This is a genomic window from Paraburkholderia tropica (genome assembly GCF_900109265.1).
GTDB lineage: Bacteria > Pseudomonadota > Gammaproteobacteria > Burkholderiales > Burkholderiaceae > Paraburkholderia > Paraburkholderia tropica.
In genome coordinates this window covers 20,163-45,486 of the sequence record NZ_FNZM01000021.1, presented here as the reverse complement: position 1 = coordinate 45,486, position 25,324 = coordinate 20,163, and the positions used below count along the sequence as shown (strand labels likewise).

The window sequence follows — 25,324 nt, the reverse complement described above, 5'->3', positions numbered from 1 at the left end:
GCGCCCAGCGCCAGGCTCATGCGGCCTCGCTTTCGTGGCCGAGCCACGCGGCGGCGGCGCACAGCATCGCTTCGAGGCCGGTGCGCAAGGTGCCGTCGAGCACCGGCGCGAACTTCGGCGAGTGGTTGCTCGGAATCTCGTTGATCTTCTTCGCGGCCTTCGCCTTCTCGAAGGTCTCGGGATCGGTGCCGCCGATGAACCAGAACGCGTACGGCACGCCCCATTCGCGGCCGAACACGCTGAAGTCCTCGCTCGCCGCCGCGGGCTGCGTTTCATAGGCGCGCGCGCCGAAACGCGCTTCGAAGGCGCTGCGCAGACGCGCCGTGGTGGCGTCGTCGTTGACGGTCAGCGGATAGCTCGACAGCGTGGTGAATTCCGGCTCGCGCGGCGCGTTCGAGGCCATGCACTCGGCGCAGCAGATGCGGCGGATCGCGCCCAGCATGTACTCGCGCACGTCCTCGTCGTAAGTGCGCATGTTGAGCTTGAGCGTGGCGTCGTCGGGGATGATGTTTTCCTTCGTGCCCGCCTGCAGCGCGCCCACCGTGAGCACGGCGCTGTCGCGCGGCGAGATCTCGCGCGAGACGATGGTCTGCAGACGCAGCGTCGTCGAGGCCGCCATGATGACCGGATCGATCGAAGTCTGCGGCTGCGAGCCGTGCGAGCCGCGCCCGAACAGCTTGACCTTGAGGCTGTCTCCGGCCGAGAGAATCGTGCCGCTGCGATAGCCGACCGTGCCCGCCGCGCCCACCATCACGTGCTGGCCGAGGATCACGTCGGGCTTCGGAAAGCGCGCCATCATGCCGTCGTCGATCATGCTGCGCGCGCCGCGCCCGACTTCCTCGCCGGGCTGAAACACGCACATCAGCGTGCCGCGCCACGCGTCGCGATGCTGCGCGAACAGGCGCGCCGCGCCCATCAGCCAGGTGACGTGCAGATCGTGGCCGCAGGCGTGCGCGACGCCCACCTGCACGCCTTCGTCGTCCTTCGCCGTGACGCTGCTCGCATACGGCAGGCCGGTCGCTTCGGTCACGGGCAGCGCGTCCATGTCGGCGCGCAGCATCACGGTCGGGCCTTCGCCGTTGCGCAGGATCGCCACGACGCCGGTCACGCCCACCTCGCGCGTGACTTCATAGCCGAGCGCTTCCACGTAATCGGCGGCGATCTTCGCGGTGCGGAACTCCTGCATCGAGAGTTCGGGATGCTGGTGCAAGTCCTTGTAGACGGCTTCGAGCTCGGGCAACAAGGCGTCGACGGCAGGCGCGACGGTTTCGACGAGCGGCCTGGAAACCGCCTTGGACACTGGATTGGCGACCGGAATGGACATGGGCGACTCCTTCAATGACGGCTTCGGATACGGAATAGCGGGTTGGAATGCGCGCGAGATTCAGGCGGATGCCCCGTCGAGCAGACTGTCCGAGAGCTTGCCGAGCAGACGGTCGAGCGTCTTGCGCTCGGCATCGGTCAACGCGACGGCGAGTTCGGCTTCGAGCGCGGCCCCGGCCTTCGCCGACGCTTTCGCGACCTTCCGCCCTTCCGGCGTGGCGTGCAGCGCGACGCTGCGGCGGTCGTCGGCGTGGGTATCGCGGCCGATCAGCCCACGCGACTCCAGTTCGGCGAGCGTTTTCGACAGCAAGGTCTTTTCGATCAGCGCGCGCTGCGAGACGGCTTTGGGCGTGACGCCCGGCTCCGCGCAGACGATGCGCAGCACGCGCAGCGCGCGCACATCGAGGCCCCAGCGCTCGCGATACACGGCATTGGCGCGCTCGCTGAGCAACGCGCTCGTGAGGTCGAGCCTGAACGTCAGGAAATCGGAATACTGACCGGATGACACGCGCGCTCCCGCAGCCTGGCCGGCGAACCGGCGACGCATCGGAGTATAGTCAAATAGTTGAAAATTTCAACTATTCGGACGCGGGGATTTGAGTGCCGGATGAAGACGCGGCATGCGGCTTGCTGCTCGCACTGATCCGATGAATGACGTGTTTCGCTGCGAGGTCGCCATGAAGAAGGCTTTGAAGCTGACGCTGAGCGCGTGCTGTTGCGCGAGTGCGATTGGGTTGGGCCTTGGGTTGGTCGTGGAGCCCGCTTTCGCCGCCGACTCTTCCGATACCGCCGCGCCATGCGGCAAGCTTTCAGGCCCTGGCGGCCCCGACGCGCACTTCGTGCTGCGCGACGGCGAACCGGTCGATTTCAGCAGCGGCGGCCAGACCGCGCACGGCAAACTGCGGCTCTTTCACGAAGGTGCGCTCTATCACGCGTATTGGCAACCGGCCGCGAGCGCCGAGTCATATGCGCTTGCGAACGCCGCGCCGAACGGCGTGCGCCTGATCTCCACGCCGCCGCAAGGCACGCCCGCGAACGACGGCAAACCGGGCGTCGATACGCCGCCTTTGAACGTGTTGTCGTGCCCGACGCTGTAGCGAACAACCGTGATCAACCGCGCTCAACCGTTGTCGCCGCCCGCCACCGCGAGCACCGCGCCGGTGATATAGCTGGCTTCGTCGGAGGCGAGAAACAGAATCGGCGCGATCTGTTCGTCGAGCGTGCCGTAGCGCTTGAAGAACGTCGATTCCGTGACTTGCTGCACGGCCTCGTTCATCCACGTCTTCTCCTGCTCGGTGTCGCCCGCCGCGTTGCGCGGCACGCGGCGCGGCGGCGCACTGGTGCCGCCCGGCGCGCTGGCGACCACGCGGATGTTGTGCGGCGCGTATTCCATCGCCAGCGATTGGGTGAGCGCATTGACGCCACCCTTGGCCGCCGAATACGGCACGCGCCGGATGCCGCGCGTCGCGTTCGAAGAGACGTTCACGATCGTGCCGCCGCCACGCGCGAGCAAATGCGGCAGCACGGCGTGACACGTATAAAGCGTCGGCATCAGCGAGCGGCGGATTTCAGCATCGATCTGCGCGGGCTCGAATTCCGCGAACGGACGCATGCGGATCGCACCGCCCACGCCGTTGATCAGAATATCGATGCCGCCGAACCGTTGCGCGGCAAACGCCATTGCCGCGTGCGCGCCCTCGTAAGTTTCCAGATCGGCGACGAAACCGGCGGTTTGTGCGCCGGGCTGCGCGACCTGCGCCTGCGCCGCCACCTCGGCGACGAAATCCGCGCGATCGACGAACACCACCTTGCCGCCTTCCGCCGCGGCGCGCAGCGCCACGCCGCTGCCGATCCCCTGCGCCGCGCCCGTGACGACCACGACCTTGCCTGCGAATCGTTGCTGCATCATGCCGCCTTCGCTGTCGTAGCCGTCGTCGCTGTGCTCGCATTCGGCGTGAACTTCTCGTAGTGGAAGCTGTGGGGCTTCACGCCTTCGTCGTCGAAATACTTGCGCACGGCGTCGACCATCGGCGGCGGCCCGCACAGATACACGTCGACGTCGCCATCGTTGAGCGCATCGGCCGGAATATGCTGCGTAACCCAGCCTTTGCGCGGATGCGTCGACTCGGCTTCGGCCACGACGGTCGCGTAAGTCAGGTTCGGCAGTTTCGCGCGGAACGCCTCGATGGCCTCAACCTGCACGAGATCGAGATCGCGCGTGACGCCGTAGATCAGATGCACCTGCTGCTGCGCGTGCGTGCGCGCCAGCACTTCGAGCATCGAGAGGAACGGCGCGAGTCCCGTGCCGCCCGCGAGAAACAGCAGCGGGCGCTGCACGTCGCGCAGATAGAAACTGCCGAGCGGTCCGTGCAGATTCAATTTATCGCCCGCTTGCGCAGTTTCCAGCCACGTGCTCATCACGCCGCCGGGAATCTTCTTGATCAGAAAGCTGATTGTCGATTCGCCCGGCGCCGACGAAAACGAATACGAGCGATGCTGGCCGCTGCCCGGCACGTCGATATTCACATATTGACCCGGCAGAAATACGGGGGCATTGGCGTCCATGTTCATTTCGAGCACCACGGCTGCGTCGTTGTGCTGCTCGACTTTCGAAACCGTGGCGGCAAACTGGCTCTGCCCCGTCTTGCAAGCGGTGGACGACGAGGGAATCGCAATCACGCAATCGCTTTGCGGCACCATCTGGCAGGTCAGCACGAGACCGCCGTCTTTTTCGTCGTCGCTGAGCGCGTCTTCGATATAGTCGTCGCCGAGATCGTAGCTGCCGCTTTCGGCGCGGCATTTACAGGTGCCGCACACGCCATCGGAACAATCCATCGGCAAATTGATCTTCGCGCGAAACGCGGCGTCGAGCACTTTTTCTCCGGCCTTGCAGTCGATGAAACGCGTAACGCCGTCTTCGAAATTCAGTGCGATCTTGAAACTGGACATGGGAACCTCCTCTACTGCCTCTGATACGTTGCGCCCGACATCACACGTGATAAACGTCGAGCACCTGCCGGATATAGTCGTTTTTCAAAACGATCTTCTTATAGGCAATCAGTAATTGATCGCCCGAGCGGCGCAAGGTGACGAACATCGTGCCGAAGAAATGATCGGTGACCTTGTAGCGATGATTGAGCGTGTGAAAGTTGTAGCGCACGTCCACTTCGTCGCCGCGATCGGCCAGCACTTCCACGTTCGTGACGTTGTGGCTCGTGCGCGGCTCCGGTGTCGACGCGCCGCTGCGCTCGGTCTTGATCCGGAATACGCGATCTTCGAGACCGCCTTTGTCCTGGTAGTACATCAGCGAGACCTGGCTTTCGTGGTCGTCGGTCAACTGGTCGTCGTCGTCCCAGGCGGGCATCCACCAAGTGACGTCGTCCGCGTAACAGGCGAGCCATTCGTCCCACTGGCGGTCATCGAGTAACCGTGCTTCGCGATAGAGCGCCGCGCAAATCGCTTGATAATCGATGCTCATGCCAGCGTCTCCTCGCTTTCCTTCTTGAGCGCGTCGCGCATCACGCGCACCCAGTACTCGTGCTGCACCACGAACAAGCCTTCGTCTTCACTGCGCTCGCCGGAAATGAGCGGATTCAAGCCCATCTTTTTCGCGTTGTCGTCGGCGCCTTCGACCCACAGCGGCGCGCCGCGCGAGAGATCGTTCCAGAGCGCGGCCGTGCCGGCATAACCGTTCTGGCACGCGCGAAACTCTTCCAGATCGTCGGCCGTGCCCATGCCGGACACGTTGAAGAAGTCTTCGTATTGACGAATGCGCGTGGCGCGGTCTTCGGCGCTTTCGCCTTTCGGTGCGAAACAGAAAATCGAAACTTCGGTTTTATCGACGCTGATCGGACGCACCACGCGAATCTGGGTGCTGAACTGATCCATCAAAAACACATTCGGATACAGGCACAGATTGCGCGTTTGATTGACGATGAAATCGGCTTTCGTTTCGCCCACGCGCGCCGTGATTTCGTCGCGCTGACGATAAACCGGACGCACCTCGGGATTCATCGTCTTGGTCCAGAGCAGAATATGGCCGTGATTGAAACCATAAACACCCGCCACCGATTTGCTCCAGCTATTCGCATCGACGGCCTGCGTGCCGTCTTCCTTGCGTCGGCCCATGGTGGCGGCGTAATTCCAGTGCACGGTGCTGACGTGATAACCGTCGCAACCGTTTTCCATCTGCATTTTCCAGTTGCCTTCGTAGACATACGAGGAATTGCCGCGCAGCACTTCGAGACCGTGCGCCGCCTGATCGACGATCTGGTCGATGATCACGCGCGCTTCGCCGAGATAGTCTTCGAGCGGCATTACATCCGCGTTGAGACTGCCGAACAGGAAGCCGCGATAGTTCTGGAATCGCGCGACTTTCTTCAGGTCGTGCGATCCATTCTTGTTGAATTGCACCGGATATTCAGTGGTCTTTTCATCTTTGACTTTCAGCAGTTTGCCGGTATTGGCAAACGTCCAGCCGTGAAACGGGCACGTGAAGCTGCCTTTATTGCCATGCTTGCGTCGGCAAAGCATCGCGCCCTTGTGCGCGCAGGCATTGATGATGGCGGTCAACTCGCCGGTTTTATCGCGCGTAACGACCACCGGCTGGCGGCCGATCCACGTGGTGTAGTAATCATTGTTGTTCGGCACCTGGCTTTCATGCGCCAGATACACCCAGTTGCTCTCGAAGATGTGTTTCATCTCCAGATCGAACAACGCGGGATTCGTGAAGATATCGCGACGGCAACGGTACACACCGGCTTGCTTGTCGTCCTGCACCGCAGTGGCTAACAGGTGTTCCAGTTCGTTGGCTTTGTCGATGGTGGCGGACATGTTTTCTCTCCGTAGGCTCGAGCAAGCTCCTGCACGGCTTTCGCGCATCGGTGTGCATTGATTCTCGCGGAAACCCGAACGGCAACGGTGGCGTGGCACCGTCGCGCTAGCGGGCGATTACGCCGTCGCGGCTGCGCGCGGGCGATTGACGATCTGGTTGTCCTTGCCCTGCACCAGCGTGGTCAGGGAAAAGTCGAACGCAATATCCTTGTAGGCATCGGCCTTCAGGCCCAGCGCCGCGCCGCCGGTCTTGTCGACGACGTGAGGAATCAGTTCCTCGCGCGTGGCGTAGGCGAAGTCGTCCCAGATCAGCGGATCGCCTTCGATATTGAACTGCGTCGTGAGCTTGCGGTGGCCTTCGCTGGTGACGAAGAAGTGCACGTGCGCCGGACGGTTGCCGTGACGCGCGATGGCGTCGAGCAGTTGCTGCGTCGCGCCTTGCGGCGGGCAGCCGTAGCCGACTGGCATGAGCGTGCGGATTTCGTACTTGCCGTCCGCGCCGGTGCGCACCGCGCCGCGCAGATTGAAGTCGTCCTGTGCGCCGGTCGGGTCGAAGTGCGAGTAAAAACCCTTCGAATTGGCGTGCCAGCATTCGACCACGGCGCCCGCCACCGGTTTGCCGTCCGGACCGGTCACGGTGCCGTGAATGACGAGCGGGCCGGCATCTGCATCCGGATTGATGTCGATCTTCGAAACGCCCTCGCGCACCGGCGCGCCGGCGACATACAGCGGGCCTTCGATCGTGCGCGGCGTGCCGCCGTCGAGACCGGCCGCTTTATCGGCGGCATCCATGCGGATGTCGAGATATTTTTCCAGACCGAGACCGGCGGCCAGCAGCGCCGCCTCGCCGTCCTGGCCGAGTTTGTTCAGATAATGGATGCCGGCCCAGACTTCGTCGGGCGTGATGTCGAGATCGTCGATGGCTTTGAAGAGATCGCCGAGCAGGCGGCCGAGCACCTGCTTGAAACGCGCGTTGCCGCCCGCGCCTTCTGCGTTGGTGGCGGCCTTGAGCAGGTCCTGGACTTCTTTCGTGTCGAACACTTTCACGTTCATGATCACTGTCTCCACTGAATCTTTTAGCGGGGGAAATTTTTAAGGGGCGTGCACGCCCTCTAATGGATTGCGTTACTCAGGTTCCAACCGGTTTTCAACTTCGACTCACCGACTCACATTCAAATATCGTTTTCGCGAATCGACGACGGATGACGGCACAGCGGCGTCACCGAAATCTCCATATACGGAAACAGCGGCAGCGCAGTCAGAATGTCGTGCAGTTCTGCATTGCTTTCGACGTCGAAAATGCTGAAATTCGCGTATTCGCCCACGAGACGCCAGATGTGGCGCCACTTGCCGCTGCGTTGCAGATCCTGCGAATAGGCCTTTTCGCGCGCCTTGATTTCGTTGGCGACGTCGGCGGGCATATCGGACGGAATCTTCACGTCCATGCGTACCTGGAAAAGCATCGTTGACTTCCTTTATCTGAAGCGGAAATTGCGTGATTGAGCGCGCAATCTAGCGCGTGACCTTGGTAAGTCCGTCGCGCGTGAATCGCTTGACCTTCGCTTCGTCGAGTTCGATGCCGAGTCCCGGGCCGGTCGGCACGGTCAATTCGAAATCGCTGTAATCGAGCGGCCGGGTCAGAATTTCCTCGGTGATGAGCAGCGGGCCGAACAATTCGGTGCCCCACTGCAGATTGGCGAAGCTGGCGAACAGATGCGCCGAGGCCGCGGTGCTGAATGCGCCTTCGAGCATGGTGCCGCCGTACAGTTCGATGCCGGCGGCGTCGGCGATCGTCGCCACGCGCTGCGCGGCAAAGAGTCCGCCGCTTTGTTCGATCTTGATCGCGAAAACGTCCGCGCCGTGCTGTTTCGCAATCTCGAAGGCGCTTTCGGGACCTTGCAGAACTTCGTCGGCCATCAGCGCGACCGGGAAGCGGCGCATCAAGCGTCCAAGCGCCGCAGCGGACGCAACCGGCTGCTCGACGAGTTCGCAACCCGCGTCGGCAAGCGCCGGAATCGCCCAGGCCGCCTGGGTTTCGCTCCACGCCATATTCACGTCCACACGCACCGCTGCGCGATCGCCGAGTGCGCGCTTGATCTGCGCGACGTGCTCGATATCGGTCTTGACCGCCTTCGCGCCGATCTTCAGCTTGAAGACGCGATGACGGCGTGCGTCGAGCATCGCTTCGGCTTCGGCGATGTCTTTGGCCGTGTCGCCCGAGGCGAGCGTCCACGCCACCGGCAGACGATCGCGGCGGCGTCCGCCGAGCAGTTCGCTCACGGGCACGCCAAGGCGCTTGCCCTGCGCGTCGAGCAAGGCGGTTTCGAGCGCGCTCTTCGCGAAGTGCGTGACCTTCACGAGCTTGCCGAGATGCGCCATCAGTTCCTGAATGCGCGTGGCGTCCTTGCCGATCATGGCGGGCGCGAAGTACGCGTCGACCGCGAGCTTCATCGCTTCCGGGCTTTCCGGCCCGTAGGCCATGCCCGCGATCGTCGTGCCCTCGCCCACGCCAATCACGCCGTCGCTGCACAACACCTTCACGAGCATCAGCGTCTGGCCGTGCATGGTGGCGACCGAGAGCTTGTGCGGGCGGATCGTCGGCAGATCGACGAGACAGGTTTCGATACGTTCGATCGTCGCGGATTTCATGGCGGCAACGGCAGGAGTGGAGTTCATGGATTGGATTTATACGCGCCGCGCAAAGGGACCGTCCAATACTTTTCGGGCTGCGGTTTCATACCTTTGAGGTATAGTGATAAGGTCAAATACGAGGGAAAACCCGTATTTACCGGATAAATTCATGCTCGCGAGGTATCGTAGGCGGGCGAATCGGCAGGCGGGGCTTTATGGAACTGAGACACCTGCGCTACTTCGTGGCCGTGGCCGAAGAGCGCAATTTCACGCGCGCGGCGCAGCGGCTGCACATCGCGCAGCCGCCGCTGTCGCGGCAGATCCAGCAGCTCGAGGAATTGCTCGGCGTGCAGCTGTTCGAGCGCGACGCGCGTCCGCTCAAGCTCACCGACACGGGTCGCTTTTTCTATCAGCACGCGGTGCAACTGCTTGCGCAGACCCACGAACTCGAATCGATGACGCGGCGTGTCGGCAAGATCGAGCGCGGTCTCACGGTGGGTTTCGTCGGCTCGACGCTGTACGGCATGCTGCCGAAGATCATCCGGCGCTTTCGCCAGGAGAATGGCGCGGTCGAACTGAGCCTCGTGGAAATGTCCACGATGGATCAGATCAAGGCGCTCAAGGAAGGTCGTATCGACGTGGGGTTTGGGCGCATCCGGCTCGAAGATCCGAGCATTCGCCGCGTGGTGCTGCGCGAGGAGCGCATGATCGTGGCGCTGCCGCTCGGGCATCCGCTGATCGACGCAAAGCCGGAGCTTTCGCTGCACGACCTGCTCAACGAAACCATCATCATCTTTCCCAAGCATCCGCGTCCGAGTTACGCCGACCAGGTGCTCGCGGGTTTCCACGATCGCGGACTCGAACCGATGCGGATTTACGAAGCACGCGAATTGCAGATCGCGCTGGGCCTCGTGGCGGCTGGCGAAGGGATTTCGATCGTGCCGAGCAGCGTCTACGGCCTCAAGCGCGACGACGTCTCGTACAAGGATCTCGACGACAAGCAGCTCGTTTCGCCCGTCATCATGAGCATGCGCATGCTCGACGAATCGGCGGATATTCGCCGCATGCTCGAACTGATCTACGTGCTCTACGGCGAAGCGAAAATGGAACACGTGGCGCCGGCGGCGCGCTGAGTTGCGCGTTGCCAGTCGCTCGCGCGGTTTATTCCGCGAGCCGTTGCGCGGAAAAACGCAAACCGTCGAACAGTTTTGCGGCGACGCGCTCCGGAAATCCCGCAGGCAACGCCGCGCTCACGGTTTCAATCGCGGCGGGCGTGCGTTCGATCAGTCGATCGATAATTGATTCGGCATCCGAACCATAGTGACAAAGCTGCGCCGTGGCATTGAAATGCGCGCGCTTCACGTCGCGCATGCGGTAGTGCCGGCTCTTGCCCCACACCGCCATCGCCAGCGACGCCTTGTGCCACGACCACTGATTGCCGCCGTCGCCGGCCACAGGCCAGATCGACATCACGTCATAGAGCGGCGCGAGCTGAAAGCGCCCGCCCGGCAGCAGACGCAGGCTGAAGTTCTTCGCGTGGCCATCGGGCGCGGCCATCATCCAGTAGACGATCTGCGCGGCGAGAAACGTGTCGATATCCGCGCGCGCCTGTTGCGACTGACGCAGCAGATCGGCGATCTCGCGCACGCCGGGGCCGCCGTCGGTTTCGTACTTGAAGTGCGGCGCGACGCCGAGCGCCTGGCAAAAATCCTCCTGCGGCAGGCGCAGCAACGCGCCCGTGCGCGAGACGGCGCGATCGAAGCGCTCGACCGCCAGCACCTTCTGCGCGCCGAACGTGGCAATGCGCGCCGACGACACCGGCAGCCCGTACGCCGCGAGCAGCGCGAGACACAGCCACTCGTTCTCCACCGAGGTGTTGAAATCGACCTTGCGATGGCCGATCAGGCCGAGCGGCAGCTTGAGAATGTGCGTGGTGGGCGTGGCGCCGTGCGGCAGCAGCCAGCGGCCTTCGTGATGGAGCAGCGCGGTTTTCTCCTGCGCGCCCGCCAGCGAAATGCGCAGCGGTTCGTCGTCATCGTCGTTGCCTGCGGGCAGCGCGCCCGCCGTTTCGAGCAGCAGCCGTTCGATGTCGGCCTCTTCAAGCGGCGTGCCGTCGATACGGCCCTGCGGCTCGGGCGTTTCGTCTTCGTCGAGCAGTTGCACCGCGCCCACGCAGTCGCGCCCGATCGCCTTGAGCAGATCGAACGCGTCGATCGACCCGGTGCGAAAGCGCGCGGCAATGCGGCGGCGGATCGGCATGCTGTCCGGCAGCAGATTGTCGAAGTAATGATGGACGCGCTCACCGCGCAACGGCCGCTCGCCGACGCCGAACGGCAGCGAGAGCGACAGCGGCCGCCCGGCTTCCGAGACCTTCCAGGCGGCGTCGTAACGCAACTCGGCTTCGCCCGTCACGCCGAGCGTCCAGGTGCCGACGCGCTCGCCGTTCGCCCAGATCGACAGGCTGCTCGAATGCGATTTGCGGCCCATGCGCTACCACTCCAGCCGGTCTTCGCGCGCCTCCAGCACCCCGCTGGTGTCGCGCGACTGCACGCACAGTTCGAGTCCGTAGAGCGAAAGCAGCGTGAGCATCTGGGCCAGCGAGATGCTGGCCGTGCCGGTGGTTTCGAGCGCCGACAGGCGCGGCTGGCCGATGCCGAGCGCGCTCGCGGCCTGCGCCTGGGTCAGGCCGTATTCTTTTCTGGCCGACAGCAGGATTTCGGCGAGCGCCGCCGGCGTATTGACGATGATCTTCATGGGATATTCCTGTGAAGCATAAAGCGATTATATGCCTGTGAGGCATAAACTACAAATATCGCTGACACGCATAAACAGGAAATATCACTGACACAAATATTCAGGGCGCGATAACTCGCCCGCCGCCGGCCTCAAACCGTCTCCGTTTCCTTGCGCCGGAAGCCCGCGCCGGTGTGACGATCGGGCAGCGTATCGCCCGCGCCGAACAGCTTGTGGCGCAGCGAGCCCGGCTCGTAAGCGGTTTTATAGAGCCCGCGATTCTGCAACTCGGGCACGATCAGATCGACGAAATCCTCGTAGCTTTCGGGCACCACCGTGCGGCTCAGATTGAAGCCGTCCACGCCCGCTTCCTCGACCCACGCCTGCAACTCGTCGGCCACCTGCGACGCGCTGCCGACGATGGCCGGATAGCGTCCGCCCAGCTCGAACATCTCCAGCAGCGAACGGCGCGTCCAGCCGTGCTGCTGCGCCGTGCGCGTGGCCGACTCGATGGCGTTGCCGGGCGTGTAATCGACCGGCGCGTCGAGATCGTATTGCGCGTAGTCGATGCCCGTGCTCGCCGCGAAGTGCGCGAGACCAGCCTCGCGGCTTGCGTACTGGCGGTAATCCGCGTACTTCTCGCGCGCTTCGCGTTCGGTCGCGCCCGGCACCACCGCCGCGCCGACGAACACCTTCACGTCGTCGGGACGGCGCCCCGCGCGCACGAGCTGCTCGCGCAGCGCGCGCACCGTTTCGCGACCGACCGCGCGATTGGGCGGCGAAATGAACACGCATTCCGCGTGGCGCGCGGCAAAGCGCTGGCCGCGTCCTGAACTGCCGGCCTGAAACAGCACCGGCGTGCGCTGCGGCGACGGCTCCGCGAGATGGTAGCCGTCCACGTCGTAATAACGCCCCTTGTGCTGCACGCGATGCACTTTCGCCGGATCGGCATACACGCGCCCGGCCTTGTCGCGCAACACCGCGCCCGCTTCCCAACTGCCTTCCCACAGTTGATAGAGGACGTCCAGATATTCGTCGGCGCGTTCGTAGCGCTCGTCGTGCGGCAACTGTTCGCGCACGCCCATCGCGCGCGCCGCGCTGTCCAGATAGCCCGTCACGATATTCCAGCCGATGCGCCCCTGCGTCAGATGATCGAGCGTGGAAAAGCGCCGCGCGAGCAGATACGGCGCCTCGTAAGTGAGATTGACCGTCACGCCGAAGCCCAGATGCTGCGTAGCCGCCGCCATCGCGGGCACGAGCAGCGTGGGATCGTTGACGGGCAGTTGAATCGACTCGCGCAGCGTGACGTCGACATTGCGCTGATAGACGTCGTACACGCCGACGATATCGGCGAGAAACAGCCCGTCGAACAGGCCGCGTTCGAGCGTGCGCGCGAGATCGGTCCAGTACGCGAGTTGGCGGTAATCGGCCGAGCGGTCGCGCGGATGCGTCCAGAGACCGTGATTGATATGGCCCACGCAATTCATGTTGAACGCGTTGAGCAGGATCGGCTGTTTCGTCTTCGGCATGACAGGAGGGCTTCGAATGGACCGGAATGCGCCTCGCCCGCGCGTCGCGCCGGGCGAGTCCAGCGGTCATTTGAACAGCCCGTGCCGCAATCCCCTACTAGAAAATCCGCGATTGCATATGAGCTTTTCGGCTATGCGCGATTGGCGCCGATGTTTTTATGCTCAGCCGCGCATGCAGGCGGGGCAATCGTCGGCGCGTCGCGCGGTGTCGCCCGCTTGCGGCGTGTAATCCTCGCCGTCGATGTCGTAGCCCGACGGCTCCCAGCGAATCGCCAGCAGCACGAGCAGCGACGTCAGCGGTGCGACCGCGATCACCCAGAACACCTTCGTGCCGAGCGCCGCCGCCAGCACCGGAAAGAGAAACAGCGAAATGGTCGACGACGAGCGCACGAGCGTCTGGTTGAACCCCACGCCGATGCCGCGCAGCGAAGTCGGATAGCTGAGCGACGCATACGTCATCGAATGCGAGCCGGGGCCGAAACCTTGCCCGAACAGATAGGCGCCCAGCAGCAGAATCGCGAGCGCGACGAACGCACCGCTCGACGGATGACCGATCAGCGCGAGTCCGACCAGCGCGCTCACCTGCAACGCGTGGCCCGCCACGGTCATCTTCCACGCCCCGATGGTGGGCGCGGTGCGCACGCCGATCAGGCCGCCGACGAAGGCGAACAGCAGATTGAGCAGCAGCGAAGCGACGATAGTAGTGAGCGGCCCCTGTTTGAAAAAGCTCGCGATGATGACCGGCAAGCCGAAGATGATCGCGTTATAGCCGAACGACGAGGCCGCGCCGATGGTGGCCGCGAGGATCGTGCGACGCCGATAGGTGGCGTTGAACAGCACGCCGTAATTGCGCCACGAGGCGGCGCGCGGCGTGTGCTGCGCGGGGTTGGCATCGTCGCGCTCGACCACCGCATCGACGCCCCACGAACGTTTGAGAATGCGCGCTGCGCCTTCCAGATCGCCCTGATTCGCGGCCCAGACCGGCGACTCGCTGATATAGCGGCTGCGCACCGCGATGATCAGCAGCGCCGGCACCGCGCCGAACGCGAGCGTCAAACGCCAGAGCCAGCCCGCGTGATGCGCCGGCAGAATCGCGTAGAGCGCGAGAATCAGCAGATAGCAGGTACTCGTGGCCGCGTACCACGCGGGGCACCAGGCGGCCACGCTCGCCGCCTTGTTGCCGCGGCCCGCCACGCGCGAGAACTCGGCGAGAAAGGCCATCGCCACCGGCAGATCGAGCCCCACGCCGAAGCCCATCAGGAAGCGCGCGCCGCCGAGCACCCACGCATTGGGCGCGAGCCCGGCCGCGATGGCGGCGACCACGAAGAACAGCATGTCGGCCATGAAGACGCGATAGCGCCCGATGCGGTCGGTCAGATAGCCGCCGAACAGCGCGCCCAGAATCGCGCCGAACGTGATCGCGGCGGAAACCACACCGACCTGCACCGGCGAAAGCGCGAATTCGCGCGCGATGTCCTTCACGCCATAGGCGAGCGAGGTGAGATCGTAGGCGTCGAGAAACACGCCGCCGAGCGCGATGGCGATCACCACGCGCGCCTTGCTGCCCGTCTGCGCCCCTTCGTTGACGATGCGCGCGACGTCCTGCGCCGAGCGGATGACGGGGCGCGCGTGCGGCGCGGCGGCGTCGCTCCATGTATCGACGTGACCGGCTGGATCGGCACGATCGGTACGGTCGGCATGAACGGGGACGGCGACGGTCGACATGAGGGGAATCCGGACAAAGTGACAATCGAAGCATCGTAGTCATCGCCCGGTCCGTGGCAAAACGACGTATACGCATATGCTTCGCGCGAGACGTGCATTGCGCGATCGCCCCTTAGCACGCGCCATCGCGCCCTGACCCTTCAATCCCCCGTAAGCACTCGCCGCGATGTGCTTATCAGCGTGCGTGCGATAACGAACGTGCGCGAAATTGGTTGGACGCGGCCCGCGCGCGCCCTAGCATCGCCCCATCTTTCACTCCGCCACGGGCGCACGCATATGAACAAGAACAAACGAACCCTGATCGCCGCGGGACTCGCCTCGCTGACGCTCGTCGCCGGTCTGTTCGGGCCGCTCGCCTCGACGGCGCAGGCGGCGCAGACGCTGCGCGTGGGCATCATGTCCGGCGAGGACGAAGACGTCTGGCGCGTGGTGGCCGCGAACGCCGCCCAGCACGGCCTCGACATCAAGGTGACGACGTTCTCCGACTACACCCAGCCCAACGAAGCGCTGTCCGAGCACGATCTCGACGCCAATTCGTTCCAGCACAAGCCCTATCTCGATGCGCAGGTGGCCGCGCGTCACTACACCATCGTGCCGGTGGGCTTCACCTACGTGCAGCCGATCGGGCTCTACTCGCGCAAATATCCGTCGGTCGGGGCGCTGCCGCAGGGCGCGACCATCGGCGTGCCGAACGATCCGAGCAACGAAGGCCGCGCGCTGCTGCTGTTGCAGGGTCAGGGTCTCATCAAGCTGCGTAGCGATGTCGGCCTGCTGCCGACGGCGCGCGATATCGCCAGCAATCCGAAGCAAATCAAGATCAAGGAACTCGATGCGGGCATCGTCGGGCGCGCGATTGGCGACCTCGACGCCGCCGTGGTCAATACCGACTGGGCGATCAAGGCCGGCATCCGCATTCCGCAAGAACGCATCGCGCAGGAAAAGGTCGATGGCAGCCCGTATCGCAACTTCATCGCCGTCAACGAGAAAGATGCGAACGCGCCGTGGGTGAAGACGCTCGTGGCCAGCTACCAGCAGCCGAACGTGGCGGCGAAGATTCTCGCCGTCTATCACGGCGTGACGCTGCCCGCGTGGAACGGCGCACCGCAGCAGTAAGACGCACGGCCGTCATCCGTTTGTCATGACCGGGCGGCGTCCTGCCGCCCGAACTCGCAGTGCGGCGTGCCGCAAGCGGCCATTTCGACTTCGCCCTACACTGGAGCGAGCGCCACACGCGGCAATCGCCACGGCCGTGCGCCCAATGCCGACTGCGAGGAGCCGCGTCATGCAAACCAGATCCGTCAAGATTCCCGGCCCGGACCATCCGATCACGATCGAGCTGCTGGCGAAGCACGTGGTCGTGAAGGTCGCGGGCCATGTTGTCGCCGACACGCGCCGCGCGCTCGAACTGCGCGAGGCGAACTACCCGCCCGTGATCTACGTGCCGCGCGAAGACGCGGACATGTCGCTGCTCACGCGCACCGACCACACCACCTACTGCCCCTATAAGGGCGACTGCGCGTACTACTCGATCGTGCCGGGCGGCGAGCATTCGGCCAACGCGGTCTGGACCTACGAGCATCCGCATACGGCCGTCGCGGAGATCCAGAACCATCTGGCGTTTTATCCGGATCGCGTGGACGCGATCAAGCAGCTCGACCTCTGAGCGCGCCGCGCCAAACGCGGGCGCGATTTCTTCATACCCGCCGATACGCGAATCCGCGAGCGATCGCGCCGTTCAACGCGCCCTGTCCGGCGCCGGTACGCCGATCAGCAACGCCGCGCCGCTCGCCACGAGCAGCGCGGCCAGTATGTAGAGCGCATTGTCCATGCTGCCGGTATGCGTCTTGATGAGACCGATCGCCCACGGACTCACGATGCCGCTCGTAATGCCGATACTGCTGATCAGCGCGATGCCCGCCGCCGCGGCCTTGCCGGAGAGATACGCAGGCGGCACGGCCCAGAAGATCGGCAGCGCAGCGAAAATCAGCACGGCGGCCATCGAGAGAATCGCCATCATCGCCGCGAAGCTCGCCAGATGCAGCGTGAGCAGCGAAAGCGCGACGCCGCCGCCCACCGTGCACGCCGCGAAGTGCCAGCGCCGCTCGCCGCGCCGGTCCGAGCGACGCGCGATCAGCATCAGGCCCACCGCGCCGACCGCGTTCGGAATCACCGTGTAGAGACTGATCGCGAGCACGTCGTGCACGCCGAAATCGCGGATCATCAGCGGCATCCAGAAGTTCAGCGTGAGCGACGCGCAGGTCAGCGAAAAATAGATGAACGCGAACAGGTAGACGCGCGGATTGCGCAGCGCCGCCCCGAACGAACGCGAAGCGTGCGCTGAATGTGCGGAATGTGCCGACGATGCGCCCTCGCGCTGCGCAAGCAGTTGAGCCTTTTCAACGTCGCTGAGCCAGCGCGCCTGTTCGGGGCCGTCGACGAGCCAGAACGCCGCCATCAGACCGAGCAGCACGGCGGGCAGTCCTTCGATCGCGAACATCCAGCGCCAGCCTTCGAGTCCCATGACGCCGCCCATGTCGCGCATGATCCAGCCCGACACGAGGCCGCCCAGCACGCCCGCCACCGCCACGCCCGCGAAGAAGATCGAGAACACCGCTGCGCGCCGCCGCGGCGGGAACCAGTAGGTCAGGTAAAGCACGATGCCCGGAAAAAAGCCGGCTTCGAACACGCCGAGCAGGAAACGCAGCGCGTAGAAATGCGTGGGCGTGTGCACGAACATCATGCAGGTCGACGCGATCCCCCACAGCAGCATGATGCGCATGAACGTGCGGCGCGCGCCGAAACGGGCGAGCAGCATGTTGCTCGGCACTTCGCACAGCACATAGCCGATGTAGAAGATCGCCGCGCCGAGTCCGTACATGGCGTCGCTGAAACCGAGATCGTGCTTCATCTGCAACTGCGCAAAGCCGATGTTGATGCGGTCGAGAAACGACACGACATAGCAGACGAACAGAAACGGAATGACGCGCCACGCGACCTTGCGGAACAGCAGGTCGTCGCTGACGCTCCCGGCGCCCGAAGCATGGGCGGCTGGCGCGAGCGGACGCTCGGACACGCGGTCCGAGATGATCGATTGAGGCATGGGCCTGTCTCCAGACATTGTGGCGAATCCCGCGCGGCGGGTCTTCGGTAGCCTGCGTCTGACGCGCCGTACGCACACAGCAACCGCACTGACCGCGCTTAACGTGCGCGGCCCGGTGTGGCGACTGTGCGGCCATCATAGGAGTGGCGCATTTTATTTGTCAATAGCAAATCAATTCGCCAAATACAAACATTATTTATCGGATGAATGCGGTGTGTCGGCCGCCATGCGTAGCGAATCGCCACGGGCGGGCGATGCAGGCGCCGGCGCGCAAGGACGTGTCTGCGTGAGGCGGAGGGACAGCCCGACCGGGCAAAAGAGAAGGACGATTCGGGCAGCCTGCGCCTACGCGCGCCACGGCCAGATCGCCGGAAAATACCGATTAGCGAGCCTGACGACGCGACAACCCCGTGCGGCGCGCGCCACGCGCAAATTGCTCGCGATATGCCGCCGGAGTGGTGAGCGCGATGCGCCGGAAATGCCGTCGCAACGACTCTTCCGAGCCGAACCCCGCGAGTTCCGCGACGCGCTCCATGCTCAATGTCGGGCGCGCCTCCAGCAGATCGCGCGCGACGCTCACCCGCTCGCGCACGACCCATTCGTACGGGCCCATGCCGGTGGCGTCGAGAAATTGCCGTTGCAGCGTGCGCGGGCTCATCGCCGCGCGCGCGGCCAGCGACGCGACGCTATGTTCGAGGCGCGGATTCGCGCGCACCCAATCCATCAGCCGCGCAAGCGGACTGCTTTCATCGCGCGGCATCGGACGCGGAACGAACTGCGCCTGCCCGCCTTCGCGATGCGGCGGCACGACGAGCCGCTGCGCCACGCGATTGGCCACTTCGCCGCCATGATCGCGGCGCACGAGATGCAGCAACATGTCGATGCCCGCCGCCGATCCGGCCGACGTCAGCACCTGCCCTTCGTCGATATAGAGCGCATCGGCTTCCACCTGAAGTTGCGGATAGCGCTGCTGCAACGCCTCCGCATAACGCCAGTGCGTGGTGACGCGCTTGCCGTCGAGCACGCCCGCCGCCGCCAGCACGAACACGCCCGAGCAGATCGAACACAAACGCGCGCCGCGCGCATGGGCGGCGCGCAGCTTGCGCAGCAGCGCCTCGGGCGGACGCTCGTCGGCATCGCGCCAGCCCGGAATCACGATGGTCTGCGCGCGATCGAGCATGGCCAGCGTATAAGGCGCCGACACGGTCACGCCGCCCGCCGCGCGCAGCGGCCCGCGCTCGGCCGCGCACACGGCGAAGCGATACCACGCGACGTCGAGTTCGGGCCGTTCGAGCGCGAACAGCTCCGTCACGCAGCCAAATTCAAAGGTGCAGAGACGGTCGTAAGCCAGCGCGACGACGAGATGAGGAGCGGTGCGAGACATGGCGCGATGTTACCGGAAAATGACGATCGCGCCACTGTCGGCGAAGTCGCTGCGCACGCGACAATGCCTCACATCGACACTCGAATACGGAGCGCAACCATGACCGTTCAGACGCAGCTTTCTTCGCAGCCTTCCTCTCTCGTCAGCGAGATTCCCGCCGCCGCGAGCGCGGACGCGCTGACGCATTTCAGCGCCTCGCTGGCGTTCGAAACCGATTGCTGGGACGTGCATGCGGCGCTCGCCGATCGCAGCCGCCAGCCCGATTTCGTACTGCTCGACGTACGCAGCCCCGCGCTCTACGCGCAGGGTCACGTGCCGGGCGCGATCAACCTGCCGCACGGCAAGATCGTCGCGTCGAAGCTCGAAGCGTATGCGCTCGACACGCTGTTCGTGACGTATTGCGCGGGGCCGCACTGCAATGGCGCGACGCGCGGCGCGATCCGGCTCGCAAAACTCGGCCGCCCGGTGAAGCTGATGATCGGCGGCATCACCGGTTGGCTCGACGAAGGCTTCGACCTCGAACAAGCCTAGCCGCCGGCTTCCGTCGATTCCTCGGCGGCGCCGCCGGTTTGCGCGGCGGCGGCGGCATCGTCGGCGCGCACCAATAGCACCGGACACGGCGCCTGACGCGCGACACGCTCGGCCACGCTGCCGAGCAATGCACGACGCATACCCCGCCGTCCATGCGTGCCGATGACGACGAGCCGCGCGCCGCAAGCCGCGGCCTCGCGCGCGACGCCGCCCGCAATGTCGTCGTTCAGGTTCGCGAGCTGGATCAGCTCCGTCTCGCAGGCCACGCCCGCCACCCGCGCCTGTTCGTAGGCTTCCCTCAGCAAGCGCCGCGCGTCGCCGCGCATGGCGTCCAGCAGATCGGCGGGCACATAGCCCGCGCCCATCCCGAACGGCGACACGGCGTCGAGTACGTGCACCACGCGCAGTTCCGCCCCGCAGATATCGGCGAGCCGGATCGCATGGGCGAGCGCGGCGCGCGACATCGCGCTGCCGTCGTAGGCGACCAGAATCCTTTCATACATCGCGTACCCTCCTCTCGTGTCGCGGCCGTTGTCTTTACACTTTTTGACTTTAGAGGCCGAGGAGAAGCGTGCGTTGACAGGTATCAAACAGATATCCGGCGCGCGTTCCGGATCGCTACAATCGTGCGCATCCGTCACAGGAGGCGCGCGCCGATAGCTTTCACGGTGAGCCCTCCGCATTCGCACAAGGACCGCCGCCGTGATCACCTGCACCCTGCGTTACGTCATCGACCCTTACCGCCTGGCCGAATTCGAGACTTACGCCAGAATGTGGATTCCTCTCGTCGAGCGCTTCGGCGGCCAGCATCACGGCTACTTTCTGCCGTCCGAAGGTGCGAACAACATCGCGCTCGCGCTGTTTTCCTTCCCGAGTCTCGCGGCTTACGAAACCTACCGCGAGCGTTCGGCGACCGATCCCGACTGCCAGGCGGCCTTCGCCTATGCCCACGAAAACCGTTGCATCGTGAGTTATGAACGCAGTTTCATGCGGCCCGTATTCGGGTAGGATGCCGGATATCGCGCGCCTCGCAACACAACGACCCTCGCACCCAGCCGCCGCGCGCAGGACCGGGCGCGCTCCCAACCTCGCCACCACACCGCACCGCTATGCAACAAGGCACTCCGGCCACCGCCGCCAGCTTTGCCAATATGGGCGTCGACCTGCTCGACTTCTTCGACGTCACGCCCACCTCGTTGTGGCTCGAAGACTATAGCCAGTTGCGTGCGCTGTTCGAGCGCTGGCGGGCGGCGGGTGTCGTCGATATTCGCGCCTTTCTCGAAGAAGATCCGCGCCGCGTCGCCGAATGCTCGGCGTGCATCCGCGTGCTCAAGGTGAATCGGCACACGCTCGAGCTTTATGGCGCGAGCAGCCACGAGGAACTCACCGCGCGCCTCGCCGACGTGCTGCGCGACGACATGTTTCAGGCCCACGTCGGCGAACTCGAACAGATGTGGGCCGGCGAGCCGCGCTTCCAGAGCAAGAGCGTGAACTACACGCTCGGCGGCCGGCGCATGGACATTCTGCTGAACGGCGTGATCCTGCCCGGCCATGAGGCCGACTGGAGCCGTGTGCTGGTGGCGATCGAAGATGTCTCCGCGCTGGAAGATGCGCGTCAGCGCGCGGCCGCGAGCCAGCTCTACGCGCAGGGCATTTTCGAGCACGCGCCGGTTTCGCTGTGGGTTGAAAATTTCTCGGCGATCCGCGAATTGCTGGAAGAAGCGCGCATGCAGGGCATCGTCGATTTCCGCACGTTCACCGACGTGCATCCCGAGTTCGTCGAACGGTGCATGAGCGAGATTCAGGTGCTCGACGTGAATCACTACACGCTCGGCATGTATCGCGCGCCCGACAAGGCCACGCTGCTCGCGCGCCTGCCCGACGTGTTCCGCGACGAAATGCGTCCGCATTTTCGCGAGCAGTTGCTCGATCTCTGGGAAGGCCGCCTGTTTCAGCAGCGCGAAGTCGTGAATTACGCGCTCGACGGCAGCGAGCTGAACGTGCATCTGCAGTTCTCGGTGTTTCCCGGCCACGAGGAAAAGTGGGATCTCGTGCTGCTCGCGCTCACCGACATCACCGCGCGCAAGAAAGCCGAGGCCTACCTCGAATTCCTCGGCAAGCACGACGTGCTCACGAAGCTCAAGAACCGCTCGTTCTATGTCGATGAATTGAACCGGCTGCAACGCAAGGGGCCGTTCCCGGTCAGCGCGATCGTGGTCGACATGGACAATCTGAAGACCGTCAACGACCAGCTCGGCCACGCGGCCGGCGACGCGCTGCTGCGCCGCGCGGGCGAAGTGCTTGCGAAGGCGATCCAGAAGCCGTATCACGCGGCGCGGATCGGCGGCGACGAATTCGCCGTGCTGATGCCGGGCGCCGACGCGCGCGATGCGGAAATCGTCGCCGACAGCATTACGAAACTCGTCGAGCTGAATAACCAGTTCTACGGCGGGCCGCGTCTGAGTTTTTCGCTCGGCTGGGCGTGCTGTGGGGAAGGTGAAAGCGTGGAGGGCATGCTGCGCGAAGCCGACGCCGCGATGTACGAAGCCAAACGCCAGCGCTACGAACTGCACCGAAACGGCGCGGTGAACGAGAGCGTGCGCGCCTCGGCGGGCAAGAACGAGGCATAACTGCACGCGTAATGGCACACGTAATGGCGCGTAAAGAACGCCGCGTAAAAAACCGTAGCGTAAAACAGCGCGGCGTGAAAAAAGCCGCGCCAGAAATGCACACCGGGAGCAAGGCGCGACGCGCCCTGCTCCCGGCTTGAGATGCGTTGCCGCCCGAAGGCGTGCCACGCGGCGGAGGCAGACGACCTGTGGCCGCCCGCGCCCGCCTGGTTCGACGACGCGGCTAACCGGACTAATCAGCGAGCCAATCAGCGGCGGTCAGCCGGCGGCAGACGACATCACGACGCGTTGACGGCGTCCTTGAAGGCCTTGCCAGCCGTGAACTTCACCGTCTTCGCCGCAGCGATCTGGATTTCCGCGCCCGTGGCCGGGTTACGGCCGACGCGAGCGGCACGTTGGCCGGTCGAGAACGAACCGAAGCCGACGAGCTGCACGGAATCGCCCGACGTGACCGCCTTGGTGACCACTTCGAGGATCGCGTCGATTGCGGCTCCCGTGGCTGCCTTGGTCTCGCCCGTGCTTGCGGCGACTGCGTCAATGAGTTCCTGTTTGTTCATCTGCTTCCTGTGTTGAGTTGAGAAAACCTGCATACCCTACCGCACAAGGGCGAAACAGGCAAATCGCGTTGCATATCGAAACCTCCGGCACACGGGGCTTACACCGTTCTGCCGCGAGCTGGAACGAATCGTGCAGAGCGATTTTCCCGCCTAATTCATGACTATTTCGCGTATTTTCACAAAAACCACCGATATTCGCGTGCGTGGATGGCGTTCATGAAATCGAGATGGTCTTGCCGTTTATTTTCACAAAAAACCATCGTGAAGTCCTCGCCGAGCCCTTCCCGCACGCCCGCATGCGAGCGCATCGCGGCCACCGCCGAGAGCATGTCGCCCGGAAAATCGACGCCGCTCGCACGGTTTTCGTTGAGCGGCGCAATGGGTTCGTGCTGCGCATCGAGGCCGTATTCGATGCCCGCGAGAATGGCGGCGAGCACCAGATAAGGGTTCGCGTCGGCGCCCGCGAGACGGTGTTCGATACGCAGATTCGCCTCGTCCGACTCCGGAATGCGGATACACGCATCGCGATCCTCGAAGCCCCAGCTCGCCCGGCTCGCCGCGTTGACCATCGCGCCGTAACGGCGAAACGCGTTATGGTTCGGCGCAAAAACCGGCATGCAATTCGGCAGCAGCGCGAGGCAGCCGGCCACCGCGTGACGCAGCCCGCGCCGGCCGTTCGCCGCGAGTGCGTTGCGGCCGGCGTCGTCGTAGAGACTCACGTGCACGTGCATGCCGCTGCCTGGCGCATCGAGCCACGGCTTCGACATGAAGCTCGCGCGATAACCGTGCTGCATGGCCACGCCGCGCGTGCTGCGGCAAAAGAGCGCCGACCAGTCGGCGGCACGCAAGGCGTCGTCGCAATGGCCGAAGTTGATCTCGAACTGGCCCGGCCCGAGCTCCGCCGTGATGACCGTCGCGTCCACGCCCTGCTCGCGCGCCGCGTCGACCATCTCGTGCAGCACCGGCGCGAAACGCGACAGGCGCTCGATATGCATGTTCGGTTGATCGTCCTCGTCGCCGCCGAGCGGATCGCGCGCGTGACGCGGCAGGCCCTCGCTGAGCTTCGCATCGAACAGATAGAACTCCAGCTCGAATGCGACGACCGGCCTGAGTCCGCGCCGCCGGAAACGTTCGAGCACGCGCGCGAGCACTTCGCGCGGCTCGAAGCCGATGGGGGCCGCCGTGCTGTCAGAGGTGATGAGCATCTGCGCGAGCGGCTGCGATTCCCAACGTACACGCTTGAGCGTGCCGGGCACGAGACGGCGCGGCGCGTCGGGATCGCCGTCGCGAAAGCAATAATCGCCGATCGGATACACGCCGCCTTGCGTGCCTAGCAGGATGCAGTTTTGCGGCAGTTTGAGCAGCGCGCCCGCGGCGACCTTTTCGAGCATGTCGATCGGATAGCGTTTGCCGTAGAAATGCCCGGGAAGATCGAGGCAGATCAGATCGACGTACCGCACGTCGGGATGCGCGGCGCGAAACGCGCGGACTTCGCGCAGCAGATCGGCAGCGTTGGCGGGTTCATGCGCAGTTTCATGCGCAGTTTCATGCGCAGTTTCATGCGCAGTTTCATGCGCAGTTTCATGCGCAGTTTCATGCGCAGTTTCATGCGCAGTTTCATGGACAGTCACTTCGATTTCCTCTTGTTCGTGTCGCGAGAATGACAATGTTTTTCGGGTTTTAGTTCGACATTTAATTCGGAGTACAAATAACCATGAATACGCCGCTACGCGACGTACGGCAGCTATCGCCGCCAGCAACAGGCGTAATTATGCAAACACCCAGAGCACGCGTGCGTTCTGTTCCGAGCGGTTCGCGTAGCTGAAACGACAGCGCGAGGGCAACTGGAAGCTGTCGCCGGCGCGCAGCGTGACTTCGTCGTTTTCGCCGTCGACCCAGATCGTGAGTTCGCCTTCGAGCACGAAACCGCCCTGCTCGTCGCTGTCGTCGACGGGACGCTCGCCGCTCGTCGCGCCCGGTTCGAGCAGACTCTCCAGCATCGAAAATCCGCCCGACGACATGGTCGGCGACACCAGCACGTCGGTAATGCCGCCGCCGTAATAAAGCGTGCGCCGCTCGCCGGGCCGCGTCACCCACGGCAGCGCGCGCGGCTTGCTCACGCTGTAAAAGTACGTGGTGGGCGTCTGCAGCGCTTCGCCGATCGCCGTGAGATCGGCCACCGTGGGCCGCGAGAGACCGCGCTCGACCTGCGAGAGAAAGCCCACCGAGCGCCCGATCTTCTGTGCGAGGTCGGACAGCGTCACCTTCTTGTGCTTGCGCAGATCGCGAATCAGGATCGCGAGACCTTCGATTTCTTCCTGCTTGTCCATGTGCATTCCATCGGGTCG

27 protein-coding genes are annotated in these 25,324 nt (G+C 64.3%); 7 read left to right on the top strand and 20 right to left on the bottom strand.

Annotated features, from left to right (window positions below; translation table 11 throughout):
• Positions 1-16: 16 nt before the first annotated feature.
• Both BMY06_RS30160 and BMY06_RS30155 read right to left on the bottom strand, forming a co-directional pair.
• The gene (locus tag BMY06_RS30160; protein WP_080180414.1) at positions 17-1,324 is read right to left on the bottom strand and encodes a M20 family metallopeptidase; all 1,308 of its coding nucleotides are present in this window, start codon (positions 1,322-1,324) and stop codon (positions 17-19) included.
• A 60-nt stretch (positions 1,325-1,384) separates the two neighbouring features.
• Positions 1,385-1,831, bottom strand: coding sequence for a MarR family winged helix-turn-helix transcriptional regulator (locus tag BMY06_RS30155; RefSeq protein WP_244144433.1), 447 nt, complete (start codon positions 1,829-1,831; stop codon positions 1,385-1,387).
• A gap of 169 nt (positions 1,832-2,000) precedes the next feature.
• Here BMY06_RS30155 and BMY06_RS30150 point away from each other — a divergent pair, with 169 nt between their 5' ends.
• Positions 2,001-2,420: a hypothetical protein gene (locus BMY06_RS30150; RefSeq protein ID WP_124261656.1), complete on the top strand. Its 420-nt coding sequence runs from the start codon at positions 2,001-2,003 to the stop codon at positions 2,418-2,420.
• 23 nt (positions 2,421-2,443) lie between these two features.
• On the opposite strand, the gene benD is transcribed toward BMY06_RS30150, so the two are convergent.
• From benD to BMY06_RS30115, 7 genes are all read right to left on the bottom strand, one after another.
• Complete coding sequence (benD, locus tag BMY06_RS30145) at positions 2,444-3,232, bottom strand: benzoate diol dehydrogenase BenD (RefSeq protein WP_074986827.1); 789 nt, start codon at positions 3,230-3,232, stop codon at positions 2,444-2,446.
• Positions 3,229-4,272, bottom strand: a complete 1,044-nt coding sequence (gene benC / locus BMY06_RS30140; RefSeq protein WP_074986826.1) for a benzoate 1,2-dioxygenase electron transfer component BenC — start codon at positions 4,270-4,272, stop codon at positions 3,229-3,231. Before benC ends, benD begins: the two co-directional genes overlap by 4 nt.
• 40 nt (positions 4,273-4,312) lie before the next feature.
• Positions 4,313-4,801, bottom strand: coding sequence for a benzoate 1,2-dioxygenase small subunit (gene benB / locus BMY06_RS30135; protein WP_074986825.1), 489 nt, complete (start codon positions 4,799-4,801; stop codon positions 4,313-4,315).
• On the bottom strand, positions 4,798-6,156 hold the full coding sequence (locus tag BMY06_RS30130; RefSeq protein WP_074986824.1) for an SRPBCC family protein: 1,359 nt from the start codon (positions 6,154-6,156) through the stop codon (positions 4,798-4,800). The genes benB and BMY06_RS30130 overlap by 4 nt, the downstream gene beginning before the upstream one ends.
• A gap of 117 nt (positions 6,157-6,273) precedes the next feature.
• On the bottom strand, positions 6,274-7,209 hold the full coding sequence (gene catA / locus BMY06_RS30125) for a catechol 1,2-dioxygenase (protein WP_065059202.1): 936 nt from the start codon (positions 7,207-7,209) through the stop codon (positions 6,274-6,276).
• 119 nt (positions 7,210-7,328) lie between these two features.
• On the bottom strand, positions 7,329-7,619 hold the full coding sequence (gene catC / locus BMY06_RS30120) for a muconolactone Delta-isomerase (RefSeq protein WP_065059201.1): 291 nt from the start codon (positions 7,617-7,619) through the stop codon (positions 7,329-7,331).
• A 49-nt stretch (positions 7,620-7,668) separates the two neighbouring features.
• Positions 7,669-8,805 carry a muconate/chloromuconate family cycloisomerase gene (locus BMY06_RS30115; RefSeq protein ID WP_065059200.1) on the bottom strand — a complete coding sequence of 379 codons (1,137 nt, stop codon included), beginning with the start codon at positions 8,803-8,805 and terminating at the stop codon, positions 7,669-7,671.
• Positions 8,806-9,002: 197 nt separating this feature from the next.
• On the opposite strand from BMY06_RS30115, the gene BMY06_RS30110 reads away from it, so the two are divergent.
• Complete coding sequence (locus BMY06_RS30110) at positions 9,003-9,920, top strand: LysR family transcriptional regulator (RefSeq protein WP_074986823.1); 918 nt, start codon at positions 9,003-9,005, stop codon at positions 9,918-9,920.
• A 28-nt stretch (positions 9,921-9,948) separates the two neighbouring features.
• Here the strand turns inward: BMY06_RS30110 and BMY06_RS30105 are convergent, their stop codons facing one another.
• The 4 genes from BMY06_RS30105 to BMY06_RS30090 form a co-directional block, all read right to left on the bottom strand.
• On the bottom strand, positions 9,949-11,274 hold the full coding sequence (locus BMY06_RS30105) for a type II toxin-antitoxin system HipA family toxin (RefSeq protein ID WP_074986822.1): 1,326 nt from the start codon (positions 11,272-11,274) through the stop codon (positions 9,949-9,951).
• Positions 11,275-11,277: 3 nt separating this feature from the next.
• Positions 11,278-11,541 (bottom strand): helix-turn-helix domain-containing protein, encoded by a 264-nt coding sequence (locus BMY06_RS30100; protein WP_065059197.1) that lies wholly within the window; start codon positions 11,539-11,541, stop codon positions 11,278-11,280.
• Between the two features lie 131 nt (positions 11,542-11,672).
• Positions 11,673-13,049: an LLM class flavin-dependent oxidoreductase gene (locus BMY06_RS30095; RefSeq protein ID WP_065059196.1), complete on the bottom strand. Its 1,377-nt coding sequence runs from the start codon at positions 13,047-13,049 to the stop codon at positions 11,673-11,675.
• A 162-nt stretch (positions 13,050-13,211) separates the two neighbouring features.
• Entirely contained in the window at positions 13,212-14,774 is a 1,563-nt protein-coding gene (locus BMY06_RS30090) for an MFS transporter (protein ID WP_074986821.1), read from the bottom strand.
• Positions 14,775-15,050: 276 nt separating this feature from the next.
• Between BMY06_RS30090 and BMY06_RS30085 the strand changes: the two genes are divergently transcribed.
• Both BMY06_RS30085 and BMY06_RS30080 read left to right on the top strand, forming a co-directional pair.
• Positions 15,051-15,887: a MetQ/NlpA family lipoprotein gene (locus BMY06_RS30085; RefSeq protein ID WP_065059194.1), complete on the top strand. Its 837-nt coding sequence runs from the start codon at positions 15,051-15,053 to the stop codon at positions 15,885-15,887.
• 169 nt (positions 15,888-16,056) lie between these two features.
• The gene (locus BMY06_RS30080) at positions 16,057-16,437 is read left to right on the top strand and encodes a DUF427 domain-containing protein (protein ID WP_065059193.1); all 381 of its coding nucleotides are present in this window, start codon (positions 16,057-16,059) and stop codon (positions 16,435-16,437) included.
• A gap of 72 nt (positions 16,438-16,509) precedes the next feature.
• Here the strand turns inward: BMY06_RS30080 and BMY06_RS30075 are convergent, their stop codons facing one another.
• Entirely contained in the window at positions 16,510-17,874 is a 1,365-nt protein-coding gene (locus BMY06_RS30075) for an MFS transporter (RefSeq protein WP_074986820.1), read from the bottom strand.
• Positions 17,875-18,256: 382 nt separating this feature from the next.
• Positions 18,257-19,258, bottom strand: a complete 1,002-nt coding sequence (gene ftrA, locus BMY06_RS30070) for a transcriptional regulator FtrA (RefSeq protein ID WP_065059191.1) — start codon at positions 19,256-19,258, stop codon at positions 18,257-18,259.
• Positions 19,259-19,357: 99 nt separating this feature from the next.
• Here ftrA and BMY06_RS30065 point away from each other — a divergent pair, with 99 nt between their 5' ends.
• Positions 19,358-19,789 carry a rhodanese-like domain-containing protein gene (locus BMY06_RS30065; RefSeq protein WP_074986819.1) on the top strand — a complete coding sequence of 144 codons (432 nt, stop codon included), beginning with the start codon at positions 19,358-19,360 and terminating at the stop codon, positions 19,787-19,789.
• Here BMY06_RS30065 and BMY06_RS30060 read toward each other — a convergent pair.
• Entirely contained in the window at positions 19,786-20,292 is a 507-nt protein-coding gene (locus tag BMY06_RS30060; RefSeq protein WP_074986818.1) for a universal stress protein, read from the bottom strand. The genes BMY06_RS30065 and BMY06_RS30060 overlap by 4 nt on opposite strands.
• A 199-nt stretch (positions 20,293-20,491) precedes the next feature.
• On the opposite strand from BMY06_RS30060, the gene BMY06_RS30055 reads away from it, so the two are divergent.
• Both BMY06_RS30055 and BMY06_RS30050 read left to right on the top strand, forming a co-directional pair.
• Positions 20,492-20,797, top strand: coding sequence for an NIPSNAP family protein (locus BMY06_RS30055; RefSeq protein WP_065059188.1), 306 nt, complete (start codon positions 20,492-20,494; stop codon positions 20,795-20,797).
• Between the two features lie 101 nt (positions 20,798-20,898).
• Complete coding sequence (locus BMY06_RS30050; RefSeq protein WP_080180415.1) at positions 20,899-22,419, top strand: sensor domain-containing diguanylate cyclase; 1,521 nt, start codon at positions 20,899-20,901, stop codon at positions 22,417-22,419.
• 278 nt (positions 22,420-22,697) lie between these two features.
• Here BMY06_RS30050 and BMY06_RS30045 read toward each other — a convergent pair whose 3' ends face one another.
• The 4 genes from BMY06_RS30045 to BMY06_RS30035 form a co-directional block, all read right to left on the bottom strand.
• Entirely contained in the window at positions 22,698-23,009 is a 312-nt protein-coding gene (locus tag BMY06_RS30045; RefSeq protein WP_161495561.1) for an HU family DNA-binding protein, read from the bottom strand.
• A gap of 143 nt (positions 23,010-23,152) precedes the next feature.
• Positions 23,153-24,478, bottom strand: a complete 1,326-nt coding sequence (locus BMY06_RS30040) for a glutamine synthetase family protein (RefSeq protein ID WP_074986879.1) — start codon at positions 24,476-24,478, stop codon at positions 23,153-23,155.
• Positions 24,418-24,585, bottom strand: coding sequence for a hypothetical protein (locus BMY06_RS39735; protein WP_167371426.1), 168 nt, complete (start codon positions 24,583-24,585; stop codon positions 24,418-24,420). The genes BMY06_RS30040 and BMY06_RS39735 overlap by 61 nt, the downstream gene beginning before the upstream one ends.
• A gap of 160 nt (positions 24,586-24,745) precedes the next feature.
• The gene (locus BMY06_RS30035) at positions 24,746-25,306 is read right to left on the bottom strand and encodes a helix-turn-helix domain-containing protein (protein ID WP_065059185.1); all 561 of its coding nucleotides are present in this window, start codon (positions 25,304-25,306) and stop codon (positions 24,746-24,748) included.
• Between the last annotated feature and the right edge of the window lie 18 nt (positions 25,307-25,324).